The organism is Ornithinibacillus californiensis (assembly GCF_001038485.1).
Classification (GTDB): domain Bacteria; phylum Bacillota; class Bacilli; order Bacillales; family Amphibacillaceae; genus Ornithinibacillus; species Ornithinibacillus californiensis.
Window position 1 is genome coordinate 1 of the sequence record NZ_LDUE01000025.1, and the last position, 19755, is coordinate 19755.

At 33.1% G+C, this 19755-nt stretch carries 16 protein-coding genes and 3 pseudogenes; 8 read left to right on the plus strand and 11 right to left on the minus strand.

Annotation, left to right across the window (positions count from 1 at the left end; all coding sequences use genetic code 11):
• Both TE34_RS20975 and TE34_RS20600 read right to left on the minus strand, forming a co-directional pair.
• Positions 1 to 158 (minus strand): annotated as a pseudogene (locus TE34_RS20975) (IS256 family transposase); the annotation flags it as partial.
• A gap of 1783 nt (positions 159 to 1941) precedes the next feature.
• Positions 1942 to 2382: pseudogene (locus TE34_RS20600) on the minus strand (mercury(II) reductase); the annotation flags it as partial.
• Positions 2383 to 2604: 222 nt separating this feature from the next.
• On the opposite strand from TE34_RS20600, the gene TE34_RS06610 reads away from it, so the two are divergent.
• Both TE34_RS06610 and TE34_RS06615 read left to right on the plus strand, forming a co-directional pair.
• The gene (locus TE34_RS06610) at positions 2605 to 3858 is read left to right on the plus strand and encodes a hypothetical protein (protein ID WP_047984053.1); all 1254 of its coding nucleotides are present in this window, start codon (positions 2605 to 2607) and stop codon (positions 3856 to 3858) included.
• Positions 3859 to 4127: 269 nt separating this feature from the next.
• Positions 4128 to 4952, plus strand: a complete 825-nt coding sequence (locus TE34_RS06615) for a tyrosine-type recombinase/integrase (RefSeq protein ID WP_047984054.1) — start codon at positions 4128 to 4130, stop codon at positions 4950 to 4952.
• Positions 4953 to 5001: 49 nt separating this feature from the next.
• On the opposite strand, the gene TE34_RS21305 is transcribed toward TE34_RS06615, so the two are convergent.
• From TE34_RS21305 to TE34_RS06635, 4 genes are all read right to left on the minus strand, one after another.
• Positions 5002 to 6621, minus strand: a complete 1620-nt coding sequence (locus tag TE34_RS21305) for a hypothetical protein (protein WP_047984055.1) — start codon at positions 6619 to 6621, stop codon at positions 5002 to 5004.
• Positions 6622 to 6850: 229 nt separating this feature from the next.
• The gene (locus TE34_RS06625) at positions 6851 to 7102 is read right to left on the minus strand and encodes a hypothetical protein (protein WP_047984056.1); all 252 of its coding nucleotides are present in this window, start codon (positions 7100 to 7102) and stop codon (positions 6851 to 6853) included.
• Between the two features lie 187 nt (positions 7103 to 7289).
• Positions 7290 to 7607: a hypothetical protein gene (locus TE34_RS06630; RefSeq protein ID WP_047982400.1), complete on the minus strand. Its 318-nt coding sequence runs from the start codon at positions 7605 to 7607 to the stop codon at positions 7290 to 7292.
• A gap of 83 nt (positions 7608 to 7690) precedes the next feature.
• Positions 7691 to 7993, minus strand: a complete 303-nt coding sequence (locus tag TE34_RS06635; protein WP_047984057.1) for a hypothetical protein — start codon at positions 7991 to 7993, stop codon at positions 7691 to 7693.
• A 336-nt stretch (positions 7994 to 8329) separates the two neighbouring features.
• Between TE34_RS06635 and TE34_RS06640 the strand changes: the two genes are divergently transcribed.
• Both TE34_RS06640 and TE34_RS06645 read left to right on the plus strand, forming a co-directional pair.
• A complete protein-coding gene (locus tag TE34_RS06640) occupies positions 8330 to 9574 on the plus strand; it encodes a hypothetical protein (protein ID WP_047982402.1) in 1245 nt (414 codons plus the stop codon).
• A 167-nt stretch (positions 9575 to 9741) separates the two neighbouring features.
• The gene (locus TE34_RS06645) at positions 9742 to 10647 is read left to right on the plus strand and encodes a hypothetical protein (RefSeq protein WP_047984058.1); all 906 of its coding nucleotides are present in this window, start codon (positions 9742 to 9744) and stop codon (positions 10645 to 10647) included.
• 381 nt (positions 10648 to 11028) lie between these two features.
• On the opposite strand, the gene TE34_RS06650 is transcribed toward TE34_RS06645, so the two are convergent.
• Positions 11029 to 11622: a class I SAM-dependent methyltransferase gene (locus tag TE34_RS06650; protein WP_047982404.1), complete on the minus strand. Its 594-nt coding sequence runs from the start codon at positions 11620 to 11622 to the stop codon at positions 11029 to 11031.
• Between the two features lie 243 nt (positions 11623 to 11865).
• Positions 11866 to 12899 (minus strand): annotated as a pseudogene (locus tag TE34_RS06655) (flavin-containing monooxygenase).
• A 142-nt stretch (positions 12900 to 13041) separates the two neighbouring features.
• Between TE34_RS06655 and TE34_RS06660 the strand changes: the two are divergent.
• From TE34_RS06660 to TE34_RS06675, 4 genes are all read left to right on the plus strand, one after another.
• Positions 13042 to 13425, plus strand: coding sequence for an ArsR/SmtB family transcription factor (locus tag TE34_RS06660; protein WP_047982405.1), 384 nt, complete (start codon positions 13042 to 13044; stop codon positions 13423 to 13425).
• The gene (locus tag TE34_RS06665) at positions 13418 to 15808 is read left to right on the plus strand and encodes a heavy metal translocating P-type ATPase (RefSeq protein ID WP_047982406.1); all 2391 of its coding nucleotides are present in this window, start codon (positions 13418 to 13420) and stop codon (positions 15806 to 15808) included. The genes TE34_RS06660 and TE34_RS06665 overlap by 8 nt, the downstream gene beginning before the upstream one ends.
• A gap of 88 nt (positions 15809 to 15896) precedes the next feature.
• Complete coding sequence (locus TE34_RS06670; protein ID WP_047982407.1) at positions 15897 to 16511, plus strand: CadD family cadmium resistance transporter; 615 nt, start codon at positions 15897 to 15899, stop codon at positions 16509 to 16511.
• 106 nt (positions 16512 to 16617) lie between these two features.
• Positions 16618 to 17043: a disulfide oxidoreductase gene (locus TE34_RS06675; RefSeq protein ID WP_047982408.1), complete on the plus strand. Its 426-nt coding sequence runs from the start codon at positions 16618 to 16620 to the stop codon at positions 17041 to 17043.
• A gap of 189 nt (positions 17044 to 17232) precedes the next feature.
• On the opposite strand, the gene TE34_RS06680 is transcribed toward TE34_RS06675, so the two are convergent.
• The 3 genes from TE34_RS06680 to merR form a co-directional block, all read right to left on the minus strand.
• A complete protein-coding gene (locus tag TE34_RS06680) occupies positions 17233 to 17559 on the minus strand; it encodes a YnfA family protein (protein ID WP_047984079.1) in 327 nt (108 codons plus the stop codon).
• 84 nt (positions 17560 to 17643) lie between these two features.
• On the minus strand, positions 17644 to 19284 hold the full coding sequence (merA, locus tag TE34_RS06685) for a mercury(II) reductase (protein WP_047984059.1): 1641 nt from the start codon (positions 19282 to 19284) through the stop codon (positions 17644 to 17646).
• A 16-nt stretch (positions 19285 to 19300) separates the two neighbouring features.
• The gene (gene merR, locus TE34_RS06690) at positions 19301 to 19699 is read right to left on the minus strand and encodes an Hg(II)-responsive transcriptional regulator (protein ID WP_047984060.1); all 399 of its coding nucleotides are present in this window, start codon (positions 19697 to 19699) and stop codon (positions 19301 to 19303) included.
• Positions 19700 to 19755 lie beyond the last annotated feature (56 nt).

A 19755-nucleotide genomic window follows, 5' to 3' on the forward strand; every position in this document is an offset into this window, starting at 1 on the left:
AGATGATGATTCATTTCTCCTTTTAACATAGCTTCAAACATAGGACCAAATATGTCTTTCAGTGCATTCTGCATGTCTTGTACGGACTCTGGTTGGTATTGTTCTATTATTCTATTAGCTAACTCTACTGATTGTGGATCACGTTTAGATTTTGCCATTAGAAACAACTCCCCCAATTCATATATTATTAGTTTAACAATAAAAAAATAAACTGCGAAGTAAGAGCCGTACGCTCTCTTACTTACACAGTTTATATTACACTCCCCATATACACCTTGTTGATCACTCTTTAGAATGTCACTAAAAATCTTATCTAACTTTTTATAAACTTCATCAACCTCTTGAAAACGAGGTTCTTGTAATACTTGTACACTTCCTCTTGGCAACTTTCCTTGCTCAATCATATTGGAGGCATGAATGCACTCGTTAGCAAATGGACAGTATGTATCACACCTTGTTGGCACATAATTCATTTTCTTAATTTGGTTCATCATTAATGACCATTCTTCTTTTTTGGTCAGATATTCCTTCCGAGAATAAATGATTTCAACTACTTTCGATTTTCCACCCTCTACATTTAACAAGTTGGTCATTAAGCCAAACATTTCATTATGATATAGCCAGTAATCCCCCGCAATTCCCTCCCGATAAAGTTTGCATCTTTTTTGCAAATTATTGAAAGGAAAATTCCTAACCTGCTTCAATTCTGGCTCGTCAAATGGACTTAGTTCAGGTGGATAACTTTCATTCTCCTGAAAAGAATCCTTGGAGAAAACCAAGTAATATGGAAAATGACTATTTTTCGCACGCGTGCTATAGTAATTAATAGTGTTGGTGCGGTTTTTAGTCTTAGATATAAACAAGGTGTTATCTTCATCATCAGGTAGGTCCTTATCTTCAACCTTCTTATAATGAGGGTACCCTTTATAATATGCCAGTCCTGAGGCTTTGCAGAATCTTTTCATCTCTCTCGTTGCATTCGATCCAGACCTTACCTTTTGTACTACTCCATCCAAAATCTTTGGAACACTCAAAACTCCTTGGTTAACAAATTCAATTTTCTTCCCTCCAAAAAGAATTCTCGCAGCATCATTGGCATTTTTATCGGCCGATGGAAACAATGTTGCTAGTGCTGTCTGAATAACATTCCTAACTCGCAAATCTGAAATTTCCTCGTCCAATACAAAGACCATTCGGAATTTATGGTTCTCTTCTGTATGGTTAAAAGTTGAATAAATAAAGGTTGGTGTCACTTTCCATTCGGTACCAAGTTTGATTGCCTCATCAACCCGTAATCCTGAATCAATGTCGAGTGCAAACACCTGCTGACTCTTCCAACTATTATTTGACCTTTGTCCATTACTAAATAGTGCAGGAGTAAAAGTTCTAGCATTTGGTACTGTTACACTTTGCAACAATTCCTCAATCGATAACCTTACAGGCTTACCTGCAATTCTCTCGGATATCCGCATGACCTCATTCTTCTTCGGTTTGTTATTAAAACCTTCATGATCCAGACAAACACTAATCTTTTCTTCTAAAATACTTTTCTTTTTAACCATCGTATCCCTCCTCTCAATAAGGAGGAGCATGGTATTTTAATACATAGTCTGATGAATTTCTCTAATTAGTTTTCTTAATCAACTCCCCTTAAACATTTCAATGGTTACAGCTACATAATATGGCACTTAAAATATCTTATCAAATTTTTAGCGTAGGTATTTTACGATATAAGTTTCCTTTTTTGTATTAACAAAGTAATTTATCACTATAAAAAAACCAAAATAAACAGGAATTATTCTAATCCTTGAATATTTTGGCTTTTTTATTAAATCCTCACATTATTACTTGTTCAGAAGAAGGAATTAACCTTATGAATTCTCTTAACCAGCACAACATTATAACTTTCTAAACGTCTTTATTAAACGTAAGAGTAGACAGCTATAATCCTTCTCCCATTGTCAGATAAGTTGCAAGAGTGTCTTTTAAATTTTCTACGGTTAAACCAAATTTCACAGTCAATGATGCAACATATATTACATCACCAGCATTTTCCGATACAACATGTACACCTAATAATTTTAATGTTTTAACATCTATAACTACTTTAAATACACCTGTTGTTTCTCTATAAACAAGCCCTCTTGGAACTGCATCTAAAGCTAATACTGATGTTATTACTTCGTATCCGTTTTCTCTTGCTTGCTTCTCTGTTAAACCTACAGTTCCAATAGATGGATTAGTAAACGTTACACCGGGAACAACCGATATATCTAATTCCTTATTTAATCCACCAAACTACAATTCCACCTTCATGTGCTGCAGCATAAACAAATTGTGGCCCAATGTTACATCTCCAGCTGCATAGATTTTTTTATTATTGTTGAACATACGATATGTTGTCTTTACCAACTTCGATTAAAGATACTTAATAGATTATAGTTTTATAATCTATTTTTTTTAAAATAGATTCCCTATAGATTTGATTTCCCTCCATAATTGATTTATAAAAGAATAGTAGGAGAAATTATCAAATCATTTAGATTACTACTTTACAGCATTATTAATACCTCAACCTACCACAATAAAAAGGAGGTTGATATCATGGAAAGAACATCTATTTTAAAATTAAAGAGAAAAGAAGAATTAAAAAAGGCTATTATCAGTTCAAATCATTCAATTGTCACCATTTTTAAGAATGGTAATTGGAGATTAGAAGAAGGAGATTCTAGAAAAGAAAAAGAGAATGAACAGATTTATTCAATAAAATGTAATTCTGGATATAATCAACTAGAACTATCAAACATTATCGAGTGGTTAGACCATATCGTTTGTATTACCAATAAATACAAAGAAGATCATTTCTTTTATACTTATGACGATATGATTGAAAGTGAAACCGTGCCCTTAGAGAACTATCTCTACAATCCATTACCCACTATAAAACAAAAGATCACGTGGTCAGTAGACTTCTCTGGCTTGGAATGGAATCATGGGCTCAAATTATTTCGGTTATTTAATAGTGACTCATCTTTTATTAGTTTTACAAGTTTTGATTTGTTAATTTCTTATTTATATCACCATATCTCATCAATTAAAGATGATGACTTATACTATCGCCAATGTAAAAATATTAGAACACTCCATAGCAAAATATTTAAAACTTCTATACCAAATGAAAGACTTACCCAATCAAATATAGAAGACAATATTATTCTTGAAAAAAATGAATTGCTAAGAATGTTAAACCAATCAAAACATACTACTGTTGCACAGATTTATGATTATTTAGAATTACCATGCAAACCCTGTTGGAGCATTGATATTATAATCTCACCCTATGACATTAATCTTATAGCAGTTTCCAATCTTATTAAATTGAAAGAAATTAATAAATTCTTTGAAAAACTTTATGAAGAACGAAAAAACTTTGATGAACCCTTTGTTCGTCAATACATACGTTTAAAAGCCCAAAGCCATAAAAGAAGAAAAAATTCGTGGATAGAATGGCGAAACGAAGTCGACTGGAAATACGCAAGCAAATTCATAGATATTAATCATTATCTAATTGCTATGGATGAAATCATTAAAGCAGAGGTTGAAATTTTTAATATGTCTCCCTGTTTTGAGAATGGATACTTAAAATTAATTCTAAGGAAATTTGAGAATCAGGATAAATTAATAAAAGTGACTGATGTTCTATCATATTTTAATAGGACAATCCCTAGCAACAAAGACATTTCTAATAAATATTTCTCTGTAATATTATTTGATAATGATGACTTCTATGACTTTATGGGCTTTATATCTAAAGATGAAGTAATAGAATTACTACTATTTGAAGATTCTTCTGTCTGAATAATACACTTGGGTGCCACCTTACTCTGTTATCTTTTAAGAGTATAGGTGGCATTTTTTATTTTAAAGGATTTATGTGCTTAATGTTGAATCATGATGATGAAAAAAAGCTGCAAAAGAAAGGGAGGGATTTGTCGCAGAAAAATGTCGTGGAACTACTATTCCACGCAATAATCGGCTTTACCTTTATCTGGTTTATGCCTAAAAGTGACCATTAACTCAAGAAAATTTTGTCGTGGAATTATTTAACTCTAAAAAGAGGTGATTTTATGTTAAACACTTATCAGGAAGATGGACTTAGAGGAAAATCAAAACAAACTAGGAAAACCTACATGTTCTGTTTATCAAAATTTGAAGAATGGCTAGATGGAGCTGGCACAGATTTAGAAGAATACTCCCGATCAGATGTTCAACAATATATTGATTATCTTGTAAGCAAAAGATATTCAGCAACAACAATTAATAAAAATTGGAGTGCAGTAAAACATTTTAGTCGCTGGCTGAATAAATTAGATGCCATTGAAGACATCTCAGTCATTACCCCACCGAACATTCTAAGTCAAGCGCCAAAAGCACTTTCTAGAAATGAAGTAAACAAACTAATTAGAGAAATTGATCGTTCTGGTAATGATAGAAACTTTGCCATCACACACACATTAATTAATACGGGCATTAGACTTAATGAACTTGTCAATTTGGATCGTGCAGATCTTGAGATTAGCGAAAGAAAAGGAATCTTAAAAATACGTTTTGGTAAAGGAAACAAAGAAAGACAACTACCATTACCATCAGAAACTAGGAGAGCAATTACGAAGTACTTAGACACAAGAGATGATTCGATCGAGGCTATGTTCCTTTCCAATAGAAATAAAAGAATATCCGAACGGACAGTTCAGCATATTTTTGAAAAACATGGAATAAATGTACATTCATTAAGGCATACCTTTATTACAAAACTTGTCAGAAATGGTGAAGACTTCAGTTTAATACAATCTTTATCTGGCCATGCTAACGCGGATATGGTAATCAGGTATTCTGCTCCAAATGAAGAGGATAAAGAAGAAGCGGTGTCAAAATTGTGGTTATCAGATTAAAAGAGGTGGAAAAAATCCACCTCTTTTAATCTGTAGCTATCAAAGTAAATTATTCTTCTAAAATAGGTTTTAATTCCCCTTTTATAACTTCTGGAAAATATTTAGAGGATATTTCATAATGGATTGTGCTAGGTATATTCTGAAATACAATAATCGATGGAAAATATACATTTGTGTTCTGTTTTATATATGATTGCTTATAACAAATAACATCAAAGCCATCTTCTTGAAAGTAATCGTAGCAAAAGATGTCATCAATTGAATCCAAATACTCTTCTTTATGGGACTCAACTTTTTCTTCATATGAACGAGTAAGGCCATACAAAGGGATATCTGGGTGAGACACGGATACATATTCAGGATAATCATCATATTCAATTACTGAAAGTGATTTATTAGGCTTAAAAAAGGGATCAGTAAATTTAATTGCTGTTTCCAAAATATCGTTATCGGGCAACGGTAATTGTTTACCAATACACAATTGACCAGTCTTTACATATAACTTAATATCAACATCCTCATCATAACTTGTTCCAAAATTAGATAAGCATAAATCTATATAAAACTTAGAATCCAGACTTGCAAAGTAAGATTTCCAATGTCTATATTCACTAATTTTTTCGTATAATTGATCTAATAGTCTATACTTTTCTTTTTCGTCCTCGGATCCAACTAAGGAATAGGATGATCCTGTCCCAAATGGACCACCACCAAAAGGTTGCTTTTGCTTGGATAACTCACCTATGTTAAAAAAGTCATTATAATTTAATTCAATATTAGACTCTTCTGCAAATGATTTGATTTCATTTTGAAATTCCTCTTGTAAAGTTATTTCAACAGAACCAAATATTGAGTTAAAGCCTTTAAGTTGATTTTGCCCTTCTTTATTTGCCTTTGCAAAATTGGCTAATGAACTATTGACACCCAGAGCCACTATTTTTTCGTCTTTTTCAGAATCATCAACTACTTCGCTTTGGTCAGGTAGTTGAAGATTCCTCACCTGCTCAAATAAACTATGAATATTTGACTCTAAATCTGCTATGAATTTTGAGTTTTGATAACTTCTCTTATACATTATTGGATTTTCGGTAATTTTCCCGTTTCTAACGCCTTTAACAGATAAATTGCTACTAATAGTAGATTTGTTTTCATTTCGATTCGCAAGTAGATTCACAAAGTATAATGATAAATGGTTTAAAAAGTCCTTTTTAAATTCTGCCAAATCGGAGTATGGCGCATAAATACCTTTATCTTTATATCTTTCCCTAAATTCAATTACTTTTTTATATTGTTCTGGATCAAGAGAAGCGGGATTAATCTGTCGGTCACTGAAATAAAGAAACACTTGTTTACCACTATTTATAAGTTCTTCAATTTCCTCCTCTGTTCCAGACCCGTAATTATCAGTAGGTGTACCAAATCTAGTCCAAAACACTGCAACAGCTGCGTCACATTCTAGAACAAATTGTTTGTTTAATAGATTTTGCGGTTTACCTCCTGATTGAGGATAAGAGTCTGTAGACCAATGCTTTGTAACTATTAATGTATTATTAGCCGCACCATACATGCGGTTAAAATCTGCAACAGTCCCCTTTATTATTTCTAGTTCCTCTTTTACATCAGAAGGGCAAGATATTAATAGATCAAACTGAGTTACATTCCTTGGCATGATAACACCCTTTCAAGCGAAAAATAGATATATATACCCTTTAATATTATCACAAATAGTTATATTTGTTTCTACTCATTCCTCATAGCAAATTTAGTAGGTGTTCAATTGATATTATCAATCAATTCTCTATTGGATTTCCTATATGATTCACATCATCAGTTTTAAATAAAAAGAATGGACTAGTACATACCAGACCATTCCTAATACTATTCTATGTTGTTTCAATTTATAACGTTTCCAAATTATTTCCGATTATCTTTAACTTTTCTAAATTACCCTCAATAGCATTTTTCAACAGGAAACTCTTTGCACTATTAAAATTGTTACAAATCGCTGCATCTACCATAACAAACTCATCATCAAACATTTGTGCTACACAAGCACCAAATTCATTGGTCCCATCAAATTTCACAATTGCAAAACGTATCACAATGCCACAAAAATCTACATCTTCTTGCCATAAAAAATCATTATTCATGTTGATTCCCCCTCTCTATATATAACAATTAGACACATGATAAACTATTCCTTTTCAATAATTAAAAGTCTTATAAATTATCTACATGGTTTTACTATGTTTTCATCCATTCAGGAAAAAATTAGGCCTAGTTTACTATAGCTTTGGTACACTTATAGCTCAAAAAAAATAAGCAGGGGAATTAACCCTAACTTATTTTTTCAAATGCTAAACGATTTGTAGTATAAACTATACTTTCTATAAGTTTTTCATCAAAAACATATTCCGGTAATATTGCGGAAAGGTATTTGATTGTCTGACCAATAGTAGTAAAAACTCTCAAATGCAACACCTGTTGTTGTTCAGACCCCTTATCCTTTTCTATCAATACATAAAACAGTGGTTCAGATGAATTTTTCCCCATCCATCCATAACCAGTTTCCTTTGAAATAACAATGTTGTAATCACCGAAAAATGAGTAAACCAAATTGTCTTCTTGCAATACCCGATCCTTATACTTTTGCATTAATATCTCCCTTTCTTGAGTAAATGTCTACACTGTTAACTTATATTTACCTGCCTGAATCCCTTGTTTTTCAGAAGCGGATTTCAATCTTTTGTAGTAATTATTTTCTGAATGGCTTGGTAAGTTTCTTTAATTATTTTTTTCTCCACTAAGTATTCTGGAATAACAGCCAATAGAAATCTAGCGAGATGGCCAGTATTGAAAAAAGTTTTTAAAAGAACATCCCTTAACTCACCTTGTATATTTTCCTCATTAACAATTACTACATAATTACCTTCACTCAAAGAATTGTTTACTTTTACAACTGAGACATAATATTCACCACTTTTAGCCAAAACCATATTTTTATCAGAATGCACTATTGTAGCTTCCTTTCTTTTGTCCATTTCTTTTCCTTCTTTCGTATAGAATTTTCATCATGATGATATTCCATATAGGAACAGATAAACCTGTTTAAACGCACCAAAAATCACTGGTAAACTCCCTCTTAAATCAATGTTATGAACTAACTTAAAGGAATATATGGTCTATCACAAACAGGCTTTATTACTAATTAAATTTAATTAGCTTTAAATTTATTTAAATAAAGTGCTCTATAGATTTGATTCAATATTTTATTTGTTTTATAAATAGATTGTAGGACATTAACATAACAATCAGAACAACCAATCATAATACAATTTATAGTCAGCCTACTACAAATTTTAAGGAGGTTGATTCATATGAAAAAAGAAAAGAGAAGTTTTAAAGAAAGGTACAGTAATAATTGGATTTGTACACTGAAGCAGGTAGAGGAACTAAAAAAGGCCTTACTATCAAAAACTACCGAAGAGGTTAAATTTTGGTCGGATGGTACATGGGCAAGTAGGAAACAAAATGAATTTCGGAATGATAATGAAGACCCTTTGTTTATACTTACAAAGGATAAGATTCGATTTATAAACCAAGATACGGTTGATAATACACTCTATAGTATTTATCATTTGATTTTTGGTATGGAGCACCCTTTATGTGATCTAGATATTCAAGAATATCTATTAGAAAGAAAAAGCACTGATACTAAAAGTTTCCTACAAAAAGATTTGTTCGGGCAAAGTTCTCACTCCTACAATTTTGCATTTTCATACGGTAATCTTGATTTCAACTGCGTTATTGAGTGGGGAATTTCTAGTCGTTCTTTGAGAATTATACTGGATGATGGAACAATTGGAATTGCTGACGGTATAAGGTATATCATAAACTATCTATTCGATCTCTCAGATGAGATAAGTGATGAATGTCAGGCTTTTACATTATTTTGTGAGGAGATTAGGAAGTTCGAAGCGTTTTATTACAATTCATTGAATGAGTCTATGTATCAAACTACAACACCCACAGAGGTGCTTATGATGCAAAGTGGATTGGCGGTTTCTGGCAATTATATTAAAGTAGGGGAACTGATAAACCATTTTCAATTGGACATCTCTATTGCCAAGAGAACCGATCAAGAAAAGTATGTTGATTTCAACCATTTATTTGACCATTATCATGACCTCTACGGTTATATGGATGTTGGAGCCATTGAAGACTATCTTTATGGGTTTATAGAGTACAATACTCTAGAACCCTTTGATATTAGAAAAGAAAAATGCATTTACACTAATAGTTACAAGATTTCATTAGACAAACAGTACCCAATAGAATGGAACTTCCTTGAAGAATGCTTCAGGATAAGAAAAGCAGATGATAGTTATAAATACTTTGACTCTGCTGGGTCATTAATTGATTATCTTCTTTCAATCGTTTCAGATTTAGATAATGATATTAAGGATGTTTATAATAAGAAAATTGCACAATTGGCTTATGTAATCTGTGAAAACTTGGATGATAATGATGAATACAACTATTTATTGGATAAGATTACAACCTACGAAGATACAAAACGATGGATGAATAGCCTACTGAATGACCCTGACTTACCATTCTAGTAACCGATTTTGCAGCATGTGTGACAGTTGCTAATAATTAATATAAATATCAGTTTTATAGATTTTATTACTTTTATGTTTTGTAGGGCACCACCACAACCATTAAAACAATCCATCACAACACCATTTATAATCAGCCTACCGCATAAATAAAAGGAGGTATGATTATGATTCTAAATGATAGATTTAACGATATTTTGTGCCACTCCTATAATATTAATATTGGATCTTCTTATGTTTTTGAATGGAATGATAGTGGGGAAAATATTCGCTTTATTATTAACAACTCAAAGTGTGGCTATACTGGCTTTTATTCACTTACAAACTTTCTATTGGAAGAGTCATTTAAATTTAAAAACTATGAAACATACTCTCAATTCTGTAAGGAAATTAGGAACTTCCAACGTCACTATTATAGTACTACTTCAAACTCTTATGGAGAACTGTACACTTCAAATACTGAAGTAGAGTTACTAAACCCGGAGAATAGATTGAACAAGTTTAAAGCAAAGAAAGACTCTGATACACTAAATACAGCCGTCAAAATTGAAGATATTATTAACTATTTCGAATTAGATGTAGTGGTGAAAGATGAAAAGTTATTAAATAAGCATATAGATACATATTACCTATATGACTTGTTCGGGTATTATGAACCTTTAGGTAATATTACTGTTCCTGATGTGGAATGTATCGTTATTGATACTATTGAAGGTAAAATATCGGAACCATTCTCCATCAGAAAACACAGTTGTGACTATGAAAGTAACTATAAATTAAAAGTTAATAATGGATTTAATCAAATCAATTTCTTAGTAGAATGGAATTTTGAAATGGAATGTTATAGAATTGAAAAGGAAGATAAAAATTACTTATACTTTCAATCGCCTAATTCACTAATCAGTTACATACTAGCAACTTTCGATGAAGAGCAAGTAATTGATAGGGATGAACTTATTTCAGAGTGTATATGCTTAATTAAAAGCATTGAAAGGTCTTCAATGGAAGAAGTTAACCTGGAATATCTAATCAATAATAAAGACCCTGAATTCATAGATGATTTACCTTTTTAATGATTTTAGAATTAGATCTAGCAAGCATTAAAACTGCCCTTTGCAATAGGGCAGTTTTAATTGTGGGTTATTTCCACGAAAATGATAGTCCATTTCAAACATTTTACGCGTATACCATTAACGGAATTCTTCATTCTCTGTGATTTTTGATACAAAAGTGGTCAAACATATAACCCTGAAATACTTATTGCATAATACGTTTGATTTAGCCAGCAAAACACGATAATTTAGAAACATTTATATTGTTCCCAATTCTCTGCCCACTCCGTAGACTTATTTAACTATGCCCTATTTTACTTATGAAGAATTTTTACGTTCTTTCAAACTAGTACCCTTTTTATTAATCAAAATATTATTCTTTCAATGAAGCAATTTTGAATATTAATTTTTTAAACAAAGAAAGGACCCAACTCCTTTTGAAAAAATCCTTGTTTGTTCTAAAATAGTGAATCCTGTTTCCTCAAGATGATAGGAAAACTCTTCCCAAGTAAAATACGCCTCCTGTGGATGATCAAATCTAATATAAGTTGCAAAGAACCGGGAGGCGTCCTTATTCAAATCTTCAATTAAAAGTACCCCTCCAGGTTTTAATGTTCTATAAACTTCTTTTATAGCATCCTTCCATCCCGGAATATGGTGCAAAATCCCAAAAACAAAAGCAGCATCAAACTTATCGGTATCTAATTGTGTATCTAACACGTCCCTAACAAAAAAATTCAATTCCGGATATTTTTGTTTTGCCTTTGCAATCTGCGATGGCATTAAATCAAACCCTATAAGATTAGCTGGTGAGAACTGATGGATTAACTTGGTGCTGTATCCCGAACCACAACCAGCATCTAGTACAATTTTTCCTTCCAAAGAGAGATTATGCTTATCTAAAAAACCTTTAAAAGTTTTAAATTCAACATGTTTTTGTAACCAACGTCTCATCGGATTGTTCATCAAATAAAACTCAAACTTATTTAATTCCATAAAACATTTTCCTCCTCATTGAATTACTTAAAAGTTTATACGAATTATAAAACAAACTTGGTCTTATGTGATTTCTTAATTGTCAGTAATTCTTGATATGAAGAATATGATTTAACAATTATCATTAATGAAAACTTCTTTCAGCTAGGTACTTGTACGTCTGTTTTCCAATCCCAATATTTAAGAAATTTACCCAGCACACTTAATTAGATACCATATTCTTGGTATTTTCCCTAAGTAGACCTACTTCTTTAGTTGTTCCATAAGATAATTCGCATCATTTCCCACACCCTGTAAAAGGGCCGATCCTCGTCTATATTGCCATGGAAGTCCCAAAAAGTATAAACCCGGTACATTAGTTACTCCTCTATTATGAATTGGTTTCCCATTTTCACCAAGTATCCCTGTAACATCCAACCAACTATAGTCTGACGTAAAGCCGGTAGCCCATATTACGTTATGTACATTATGTAAAGAGTCATCATTGAAAGTAACTATATTTCCATTACAATTTAAAGTTCTTCCTTTAATAATTACCTTTCCTTCTTGAATCGCTTTCTTTAATTCAAACCCAAATATTGGGTCTCCTCTCTTTTGAATCTTCCTTCCTATGTATGACGTTGATGAAGCCTTTAATATGCCTAATTTATCAAAACACCAGAAAATAATACGATTGCCCATCGATAACGGCATAAAACTAAACCTACAGCTAGTTGATAAATAAACTTCCCTTTCTCGAGCAATTTCTTCTGTAATCTGTGCGCCACTATTTCCACCACCGACGACTAATACTTTACCCTCTATTAATTGGGATGGATTTCGGTAATCAGATGAATGCAACTGTAAAACATCTTTCGATAGATCATTTGCAAATGCTGGAATTCTAGGTTTTTGAAATGGTCCTGTTGCTATTAAGACATTCTTAGCTTGATACTCTGTTCGATCCGATGTTATATGAAATAAGTTCCCTTTTTTCTTAACCATTGTTACCTCGGTATCATATTGAATCGGTAAGTTAAATGTTTCTACGTATGCTTTTAGATAATTTTCTATTTCATTTTTTGTAGATATTCATGTGCATTACCTTTAAGCTCTAATCCCGGTAATGAACTATATAATCTTGGTGTAAATAAAACAAGCGAATCATACCGATTTCCCCACATCTCCCCTACCTCACTATTCTTCTCTAAGATTAAGAAAGAATGGTCATGTTGTTTTAAGTAATAACCCATTGCTAGTCCTGCTTGACCTGCCCCGATTACTATAGTTTCATACAATTTTTATCACTTCCAAATACATAATATATAGGGTAATTTTAACACATTAAAATAATCATTTGAATATAATAATTGACAAATATTATTAATGGGAATAAACTTTAAACAAATAATCAAACAATCATTAGAATGAGGTGATCAAATGAGTCAAAAAAAGGTTTCAAATACTTCCAAAGATACATGCGAGACGTTTTGTTTTGATCAAGAAAAAGTAAATAGAATTCAACCACAAATTGAACAAGTTAACGGAGTTGAAATGACCTTCAAAGCCTTAGCTGATGCAACCCGGGTAAAAATAGCTTATGCACTAACATTAGAGGATGAATTGTGTGTATGTGATGTCGCTAACATTATAGGTTCAACTACAGCCACTGCATCTCACCATTTACGATTGTTGCGTAGTATGGGATTGGCTAAATATCGTAAAGAAGGAAAATTAGTTTTTTATTCACTAGAAGATGACCATGTAAGGAAGCTAGTAGAAGTAGCCCTGACGCTTCAAAAGGAGAGTGTTACCGTTGAGTGATGCAATAAAAACATTAGAGGATAAAAGTGTATATCGCGTTGAAGGTTTTTCATGTGCGAATTGTGCAGGTAAGTTCGAAAAAAATGTTAAGAATCTTCCTGGAGTCCAAGATGCGAAAGTTAACTTTGGAGCATCTAAAATTTCTGTTTATGGGGAAACATCAATTGAAGAGTTAGAAAAAGCAGGTGCTTTTGAAAACCTTAAAGTATCCCCTGAAAAACCTATAAGAGAGATCAAACAAGAGATTACAGCGTATAAGAACACATTCCTTGTTGAAGGATTTTCATGTGCAAACTGTGCAGGAAAGTTTGAAAATAATGTCAAGCAACTTCCAGGAGTTCAGGATGCAAAAGTTAATTTTGGAGCATCCAAAATTGCAGTTTATGGTAAAACTACTATTGAAGAATTAGAAAAAGCAGGTGCTTTTGAAAATCTTAAGGTAGCCCGTGAAAGAACAAGTAGAGAAGCAATAAACGAAGTCAAAAAAGAAAAAAACGAACCATTCTATAAAAGGCATAGCACACTACTATTTGCTTCCTTATTAATTGTTTTTGGATATGTATCTCAGATTATTAATGGAGAAGAAAACCTCATCACCTCTTTATTATTTGCGACGTCCATTGTTATTGGTGGGTACTCCCTCTTTAAAGTTGGTTTTCAAAATCTAATTCGTCTTGATTTCGACATGAAAACGCTTATGACAGTTGCCATTATTGGTGCGGCTATTATTGGTGAATGGGCGGAAGGTGCCATAGTTGTTATTCTCTTTGCAATAAGTGAATCCTTAGAAAGGTTCTCAATGGATAGGGCAAGGCAATCCATTCGTTCATTAATGGACATTGCACCAAAAGAGGCGCTTGTTAGACGAAATGGGCAGGAAATGATGATCCATGTTAATGACATAGCTATTGGAGACATTATGATTGTTAAACCGAGTCAGAAGATTGCTATGGATGGCGTAGTTGTTCGTGGTAACTCTGCAGTCAATCAAGCAGCAATTACTGGTGAATCGGTACCAGTTGGAAAAACAGTTGAGGACGAGGTTTTTGCAGGTACACTGAATGAAGAAGGTTTGCTTGAGGTAAAAATAACAAAATTGGCAGAAGATACAACTATATCAAAAATTATCCATCTTGTAGAGGAAGCACAAGGTGAACGTGCTCCAGCTCAAGCTTTTGTCGATAAATTTGCTAAATATTATACACCGATTATTATGCTGATAGCGGCACTAGTAGCTGTTGTACCTCCTTTATTTTTCGATGGAAGTTGGGAAACGTGGGTTTATCAAGGATTGGCTGTTCTAGTAGTAGGTTGCCCTTGTGCGTTAGTTATTTCTACTCCAATTTCTATTGTGTCAGCTATAGGAAATGCTGCTAAAAAAGGTGTTCTCGTAAAAGGCGGTATTTATTTAGAAGAAATTGGTTCACTAAAAGCCATTGCATTTGATAAGACAGGTACTCTAACGAAAGGAGTGCCAGTTGTAACTGATTATAAATTGTTAAACAATATGACTAATCAGCACGAACTATTATCTATTATAACTGCATTGGAATATCATTCCCAACACCCACTTGCTTCTGCGGTTATGAAAAAAGCAGAAGAAGAGAACGTTTCTTATACTAACGTTGTAGTAGATGACTTCACCTCTATAACTGGTAAAGGTATTAAGGGTACAATAAACGGAATAACGTATTATATTGGAAGTCCAAATCTCTTTAAGGAACTGTTAACCGTTGGTTTTAATAAGGAACTAGGGGAAATGATTACAACCCTTCAAAATCAGGGTAAAACTGCAATGATTATTGGAACTGAAAAAGAAATGCTTGCCGTTGTTGCAGTAGCTGATGAAGTCCGTGATTCAAGCAAGGAAGTTATTAAAAAATTGCATCAACTTGGAATCAAAAAAACGATCATGCTTACAGGTGATAACAAAGGCACAGCGAATGCAATCGGTCAGCATGTCGGCGTATCAGACATTCAAGCTGAACTGATGCCTCAGGACAAATTAGACTATATAAAACAATTAAGGTCAGAGTTCGGAAAAGTAGCCATGGTTGGGGATGGTATAAATGATGCCCCTGCCCTAGCTGCCTCTACAGTTGGAATTGCAATGGGTGGGGCTGGTACAGATACAGCACTTGAAACCGCAGATGTAGCATTAATGGCAGATGATTTGAGGAGACTTCCATTTACTGTAATACTTAGTAGGAAAACTCTAAATATCATCAAAGCTAACATTACTTTTGCAATTGCTATTAAATTTATAGCCCTATTATTGGTTATCCCGGGTTGGTTAACGCTTTGGATTGCCATCCTTTCAGATATGGGTGCTACCATTCTAGTAGCATTAAATAGTTTGCGACTTATGAAAGTGAAAGAATAATTGAAAAGGGCTTTTCCTGTTTTTCCGGAAAGCCCTCTTCTATTTCCCTAGAAGTTAATACTGGATTTAATTTAGGAGATGTTGATCAATGGGTACAACGATTATCTCAGCTATTGCCGTATTTGTAGCAACAAGTATAGATTACATAATAATATTAGTAGTATTGTTCTCACAATTAAAAAAGCAAAAAAATGGTGTTAAGAATATTGGGTTAGGACAATATCTGGGACTAACTATTTTAATCGCAATTAGTCTTTTAGCTGCAACTGGACTTGCTTTCTTCCCACAAAAGTGGATTGGTTTATTAGGATTACTACCTATTTATATAGGTTTCAAGGAATTATTCAAATCTGAAGACGAAGAGGATGAAGATGGGAAAGAAATCTTAGAATCAACTACCAAATTCAGTAAATTATTTCTTAGTGTAACAGTAATTTCTTTAGCAGCCGGAGGAGATAACTTAGGTGTATACATTCCTTACTTCACAACCTTAAATACCTTTGAACTAGCTGCTACAATCATTATATTTTACGTATTATCTGCCGTTTTACTATATATTTGTTACCGTTTATCAACCTTTAAGGCAGTATCAGTAACAGTGGAAAAGTACGAAAGAATAATCGTGCCCATAGTTTTTGTTGCTTTGGGTATTATGATTATGTACGAAAATGAGACTTTTAGTATGTTTTTGAATGTGTTTTAATGATAGATAGAATTTGCAGCACTTGTTTATGAATATTATTTGAACAATGCATGATTAACAGAGAATCAAACAAGAAATAGATAACGAATTAGAGGATAATTAGAATATGGGTAAGTTAGATAGTAAACAACTTTTCCTATATCTTGCTTGGTTAGTATCCGTAATTGCAACCCTAGGTAGTCTTTACTTTAGTGAGATAAGAGGTTTTATTCCTTTCGAACTTTGTTGGTATCAACGTATTCTAATGTATCCATTATCGTTACTGCTCGGAATAGCAACATTTCAAAATGAATTGTCTATAAGAAAATATGTTTTACCTATGGCAATCATTGGTTGGTCTATTTCCCTCTATCACTATTTAGAGCAGAAGGTTCCAAGTTTTGCAGCAATTAAGCCGTTTGCAAATAGTTTTCCATGTAGTGCTGAATATATTAATTGGCTTGGGTTTATTACCATACCATTTCTAACATTAGTTGCTTTTACACTAATTATTGTATTCATGCTATCTATCAAAAGATCAGAGAAAAACTAATAATATAAAAGGTGCAATTCCATTTAAAAGTGAATTGCACCTCTTTTCATTTACTTTTCTTCCCTTTTTGTGTCTTAGAAACAAAGTTTGATTAAACACAACTTGCTAATTCGTGTTTTACGATAAATAATACAATCCATTTTGGGCAATCCTTATTCAGCTACAGTACCCGTTTTTTTAGATAGGTATTTAATGGCGTGGTGCAAACAATATAACGGATACACCAATTAGGCAGATACCAGCACCTACCCAATCATACAAATCAGGTGTTTTCTTATCAATTCCCCATCCCCATAAAACAGATAGAACTACAAAAACTCCACCGTATGCAGCATAAACTCTACCGAATGATGGAAAGGTTTTAAATGTAGCAATTACACCATATAGGGCTAATGCTACTCCACCACCTATCCCCCAATAAAATGGTTTCCCTTCTCTTAACCATAACCAAATTAAATAACCTCCACCAATCTCGGCGAGTCCTGCAATTATAAATAATACGATTGCATAAATAATATAGACCACTTCCTTGAAAACAGCTATTACATAACAAATTATAACCTATTCACCATAATTAAACTCTTTTCAAGTAAGGAGCTTTTATCCTGCACAACAAGATAATTTTGACACATCTTTATCAAATGTAAGGGCAGCTAATTTTATTCCTTCTGCCATAGTTAAGTATGGTGCTAGGCTGTCTTTCAAATCCTCAGCAGTCAATCCGAACTTGACTGCTAATGTTGCTGCATAGATCACATCCCCTGCACTTTCAGCCACAATGTGAGCCCCTAATACCTTTAATGTATTTGCATCTATAACCAATTTGAACACACCAGTGGTTTCCTGATTAACAATAGCCCTTGGAACGGCATCCAAAGGTAAGGTAGACGTTTTAACATCATATCCCTTTTCCTTTGCTTGTTCTTCAGTTAAACCAACTGTTGCAATAGAAGGATTAGTAAACGTTACACCGGGTACAACTGATAAATCAACTTTTTTGTTTAACCCACCAATAGCATTATCAGCGACAATTCCACCTACATAGGCTGCTACATAAACAAATTGGGGTCCTAATGTTACATCACCTGCTGCATAAATCTTTTCATTACTCGTCCTAGCATAGTTATTTATTAGGATTTCTTTTCGTTTTCCGACTTCAACCCCTGCTGCACTTAAATTTAAAGAATCTGTATTTGGTTTTCTTCCTGTTGCAACGAGTAGCTGCTCCGATTCCACGACTTTCTTCTTTCCATTTACGGTAACATGAACCATTTTTATCTTTCCATCTTGTTCTACACGCTCAAAGGATGCCCCTTTGATAAGGTTTATACCTTGTTCAATTAACGCTTTTTCTACTGCTTTTGAAATTTCTGGATCATAACCTTTTAAAAGTCGCTCACTTCTTTGTATAAGCGTGACTTCTGATCCTAAATTATGAAAAAGTTGTCCTAATTCTAATCCAATATACCCTGAGCCTATTACAGTTAAGCTTTTGGGAACTTTATTTAATTCAAGAATTGTCGTACTTGATAAATAATCAATTTCTTTAAGTCCTGAAATTGATGGTATAGACGGAGCCGCACCTGTTGCAATTAAAAAGCGCTTTGCAGTAAGTATCTTTCCATTTACTTCAACTGTATTTTCATCTATAAACTTTGCCTCCCCCTTTATTAAATCAAATCCATATTCATCAATTAAATCTAAGTATTTCTGTTTACGTAGTTTATTTACTAACTCATCCTTTTGCTCCACTAAAGTTGCCAATTCCACTTCTCCGGCATTAGTATTTAAACCAGTAAAAGGATTTGTCTTTGCAAACTGATTAATATCCCCAGCTCTTAGAAGGGTTTTGGATGGAACACAACCAATATTTACACACGTTCCCCCAATAATTCCACGTTCAATCATTCCAACCTTTGCACCGTATTCCACGGCTTTAATTGCGGCAGAAAAAGCAGCGCTACCGGAACCAATAATAATTAAACCGTAATCACTGTCATTATCTAAAACTACCTTTTCCTGTAACGATACTTCTTCGACTTCTCCAGGCTGATAATTAGCATCCTTAATTGCATTTTTAGCACTATTAACTCCGATATTAAGGGGTAATTCAAATATTACTTCACCATTACGAAAACTGGCTTCAATGTTTTTAGCACCTATATTTTCAAGTGATGATATAACATGTTTTTCACAACCCGTACAAGTCATTCCCTGAATCTCTAGTTTGAATTTCCTCATTATAATTCTCCTTTCTTTAATCCACAATTAACATTTCAATTATTGGACACTCATGTAATTGCTTTACATCTGGACATCGTTGTTTTAAATCTTTTAACATAGTTTCAACTCTCTTTAGATCCTCTATTTGTTTTTGAAGTTCTTCTTCTTTTTGAGAAACAAAATCATACATACCTTGGCAGCGAATATTATCTTGATCTATAACCCCTAGCAATTTATATATCTCACTTAATGAAAAACCAAGCTCTTGTACACGCTTGATGAACCGCACCCTTTTAACATCATCACTTGAATATATCCGATAACCTGTACTCGTTCTAGATGGTTCCTGTAATAAGTTCTTACGCTCATAATATCTAATGGTTTCTTTATTAACACCGCAATTCTCTGCAAATTCGCTAATTTTATAACTCAATTTATTCACCCCATAATAAGAATAAACCGTGTACTAAGGTACACGGTCAAGTATAA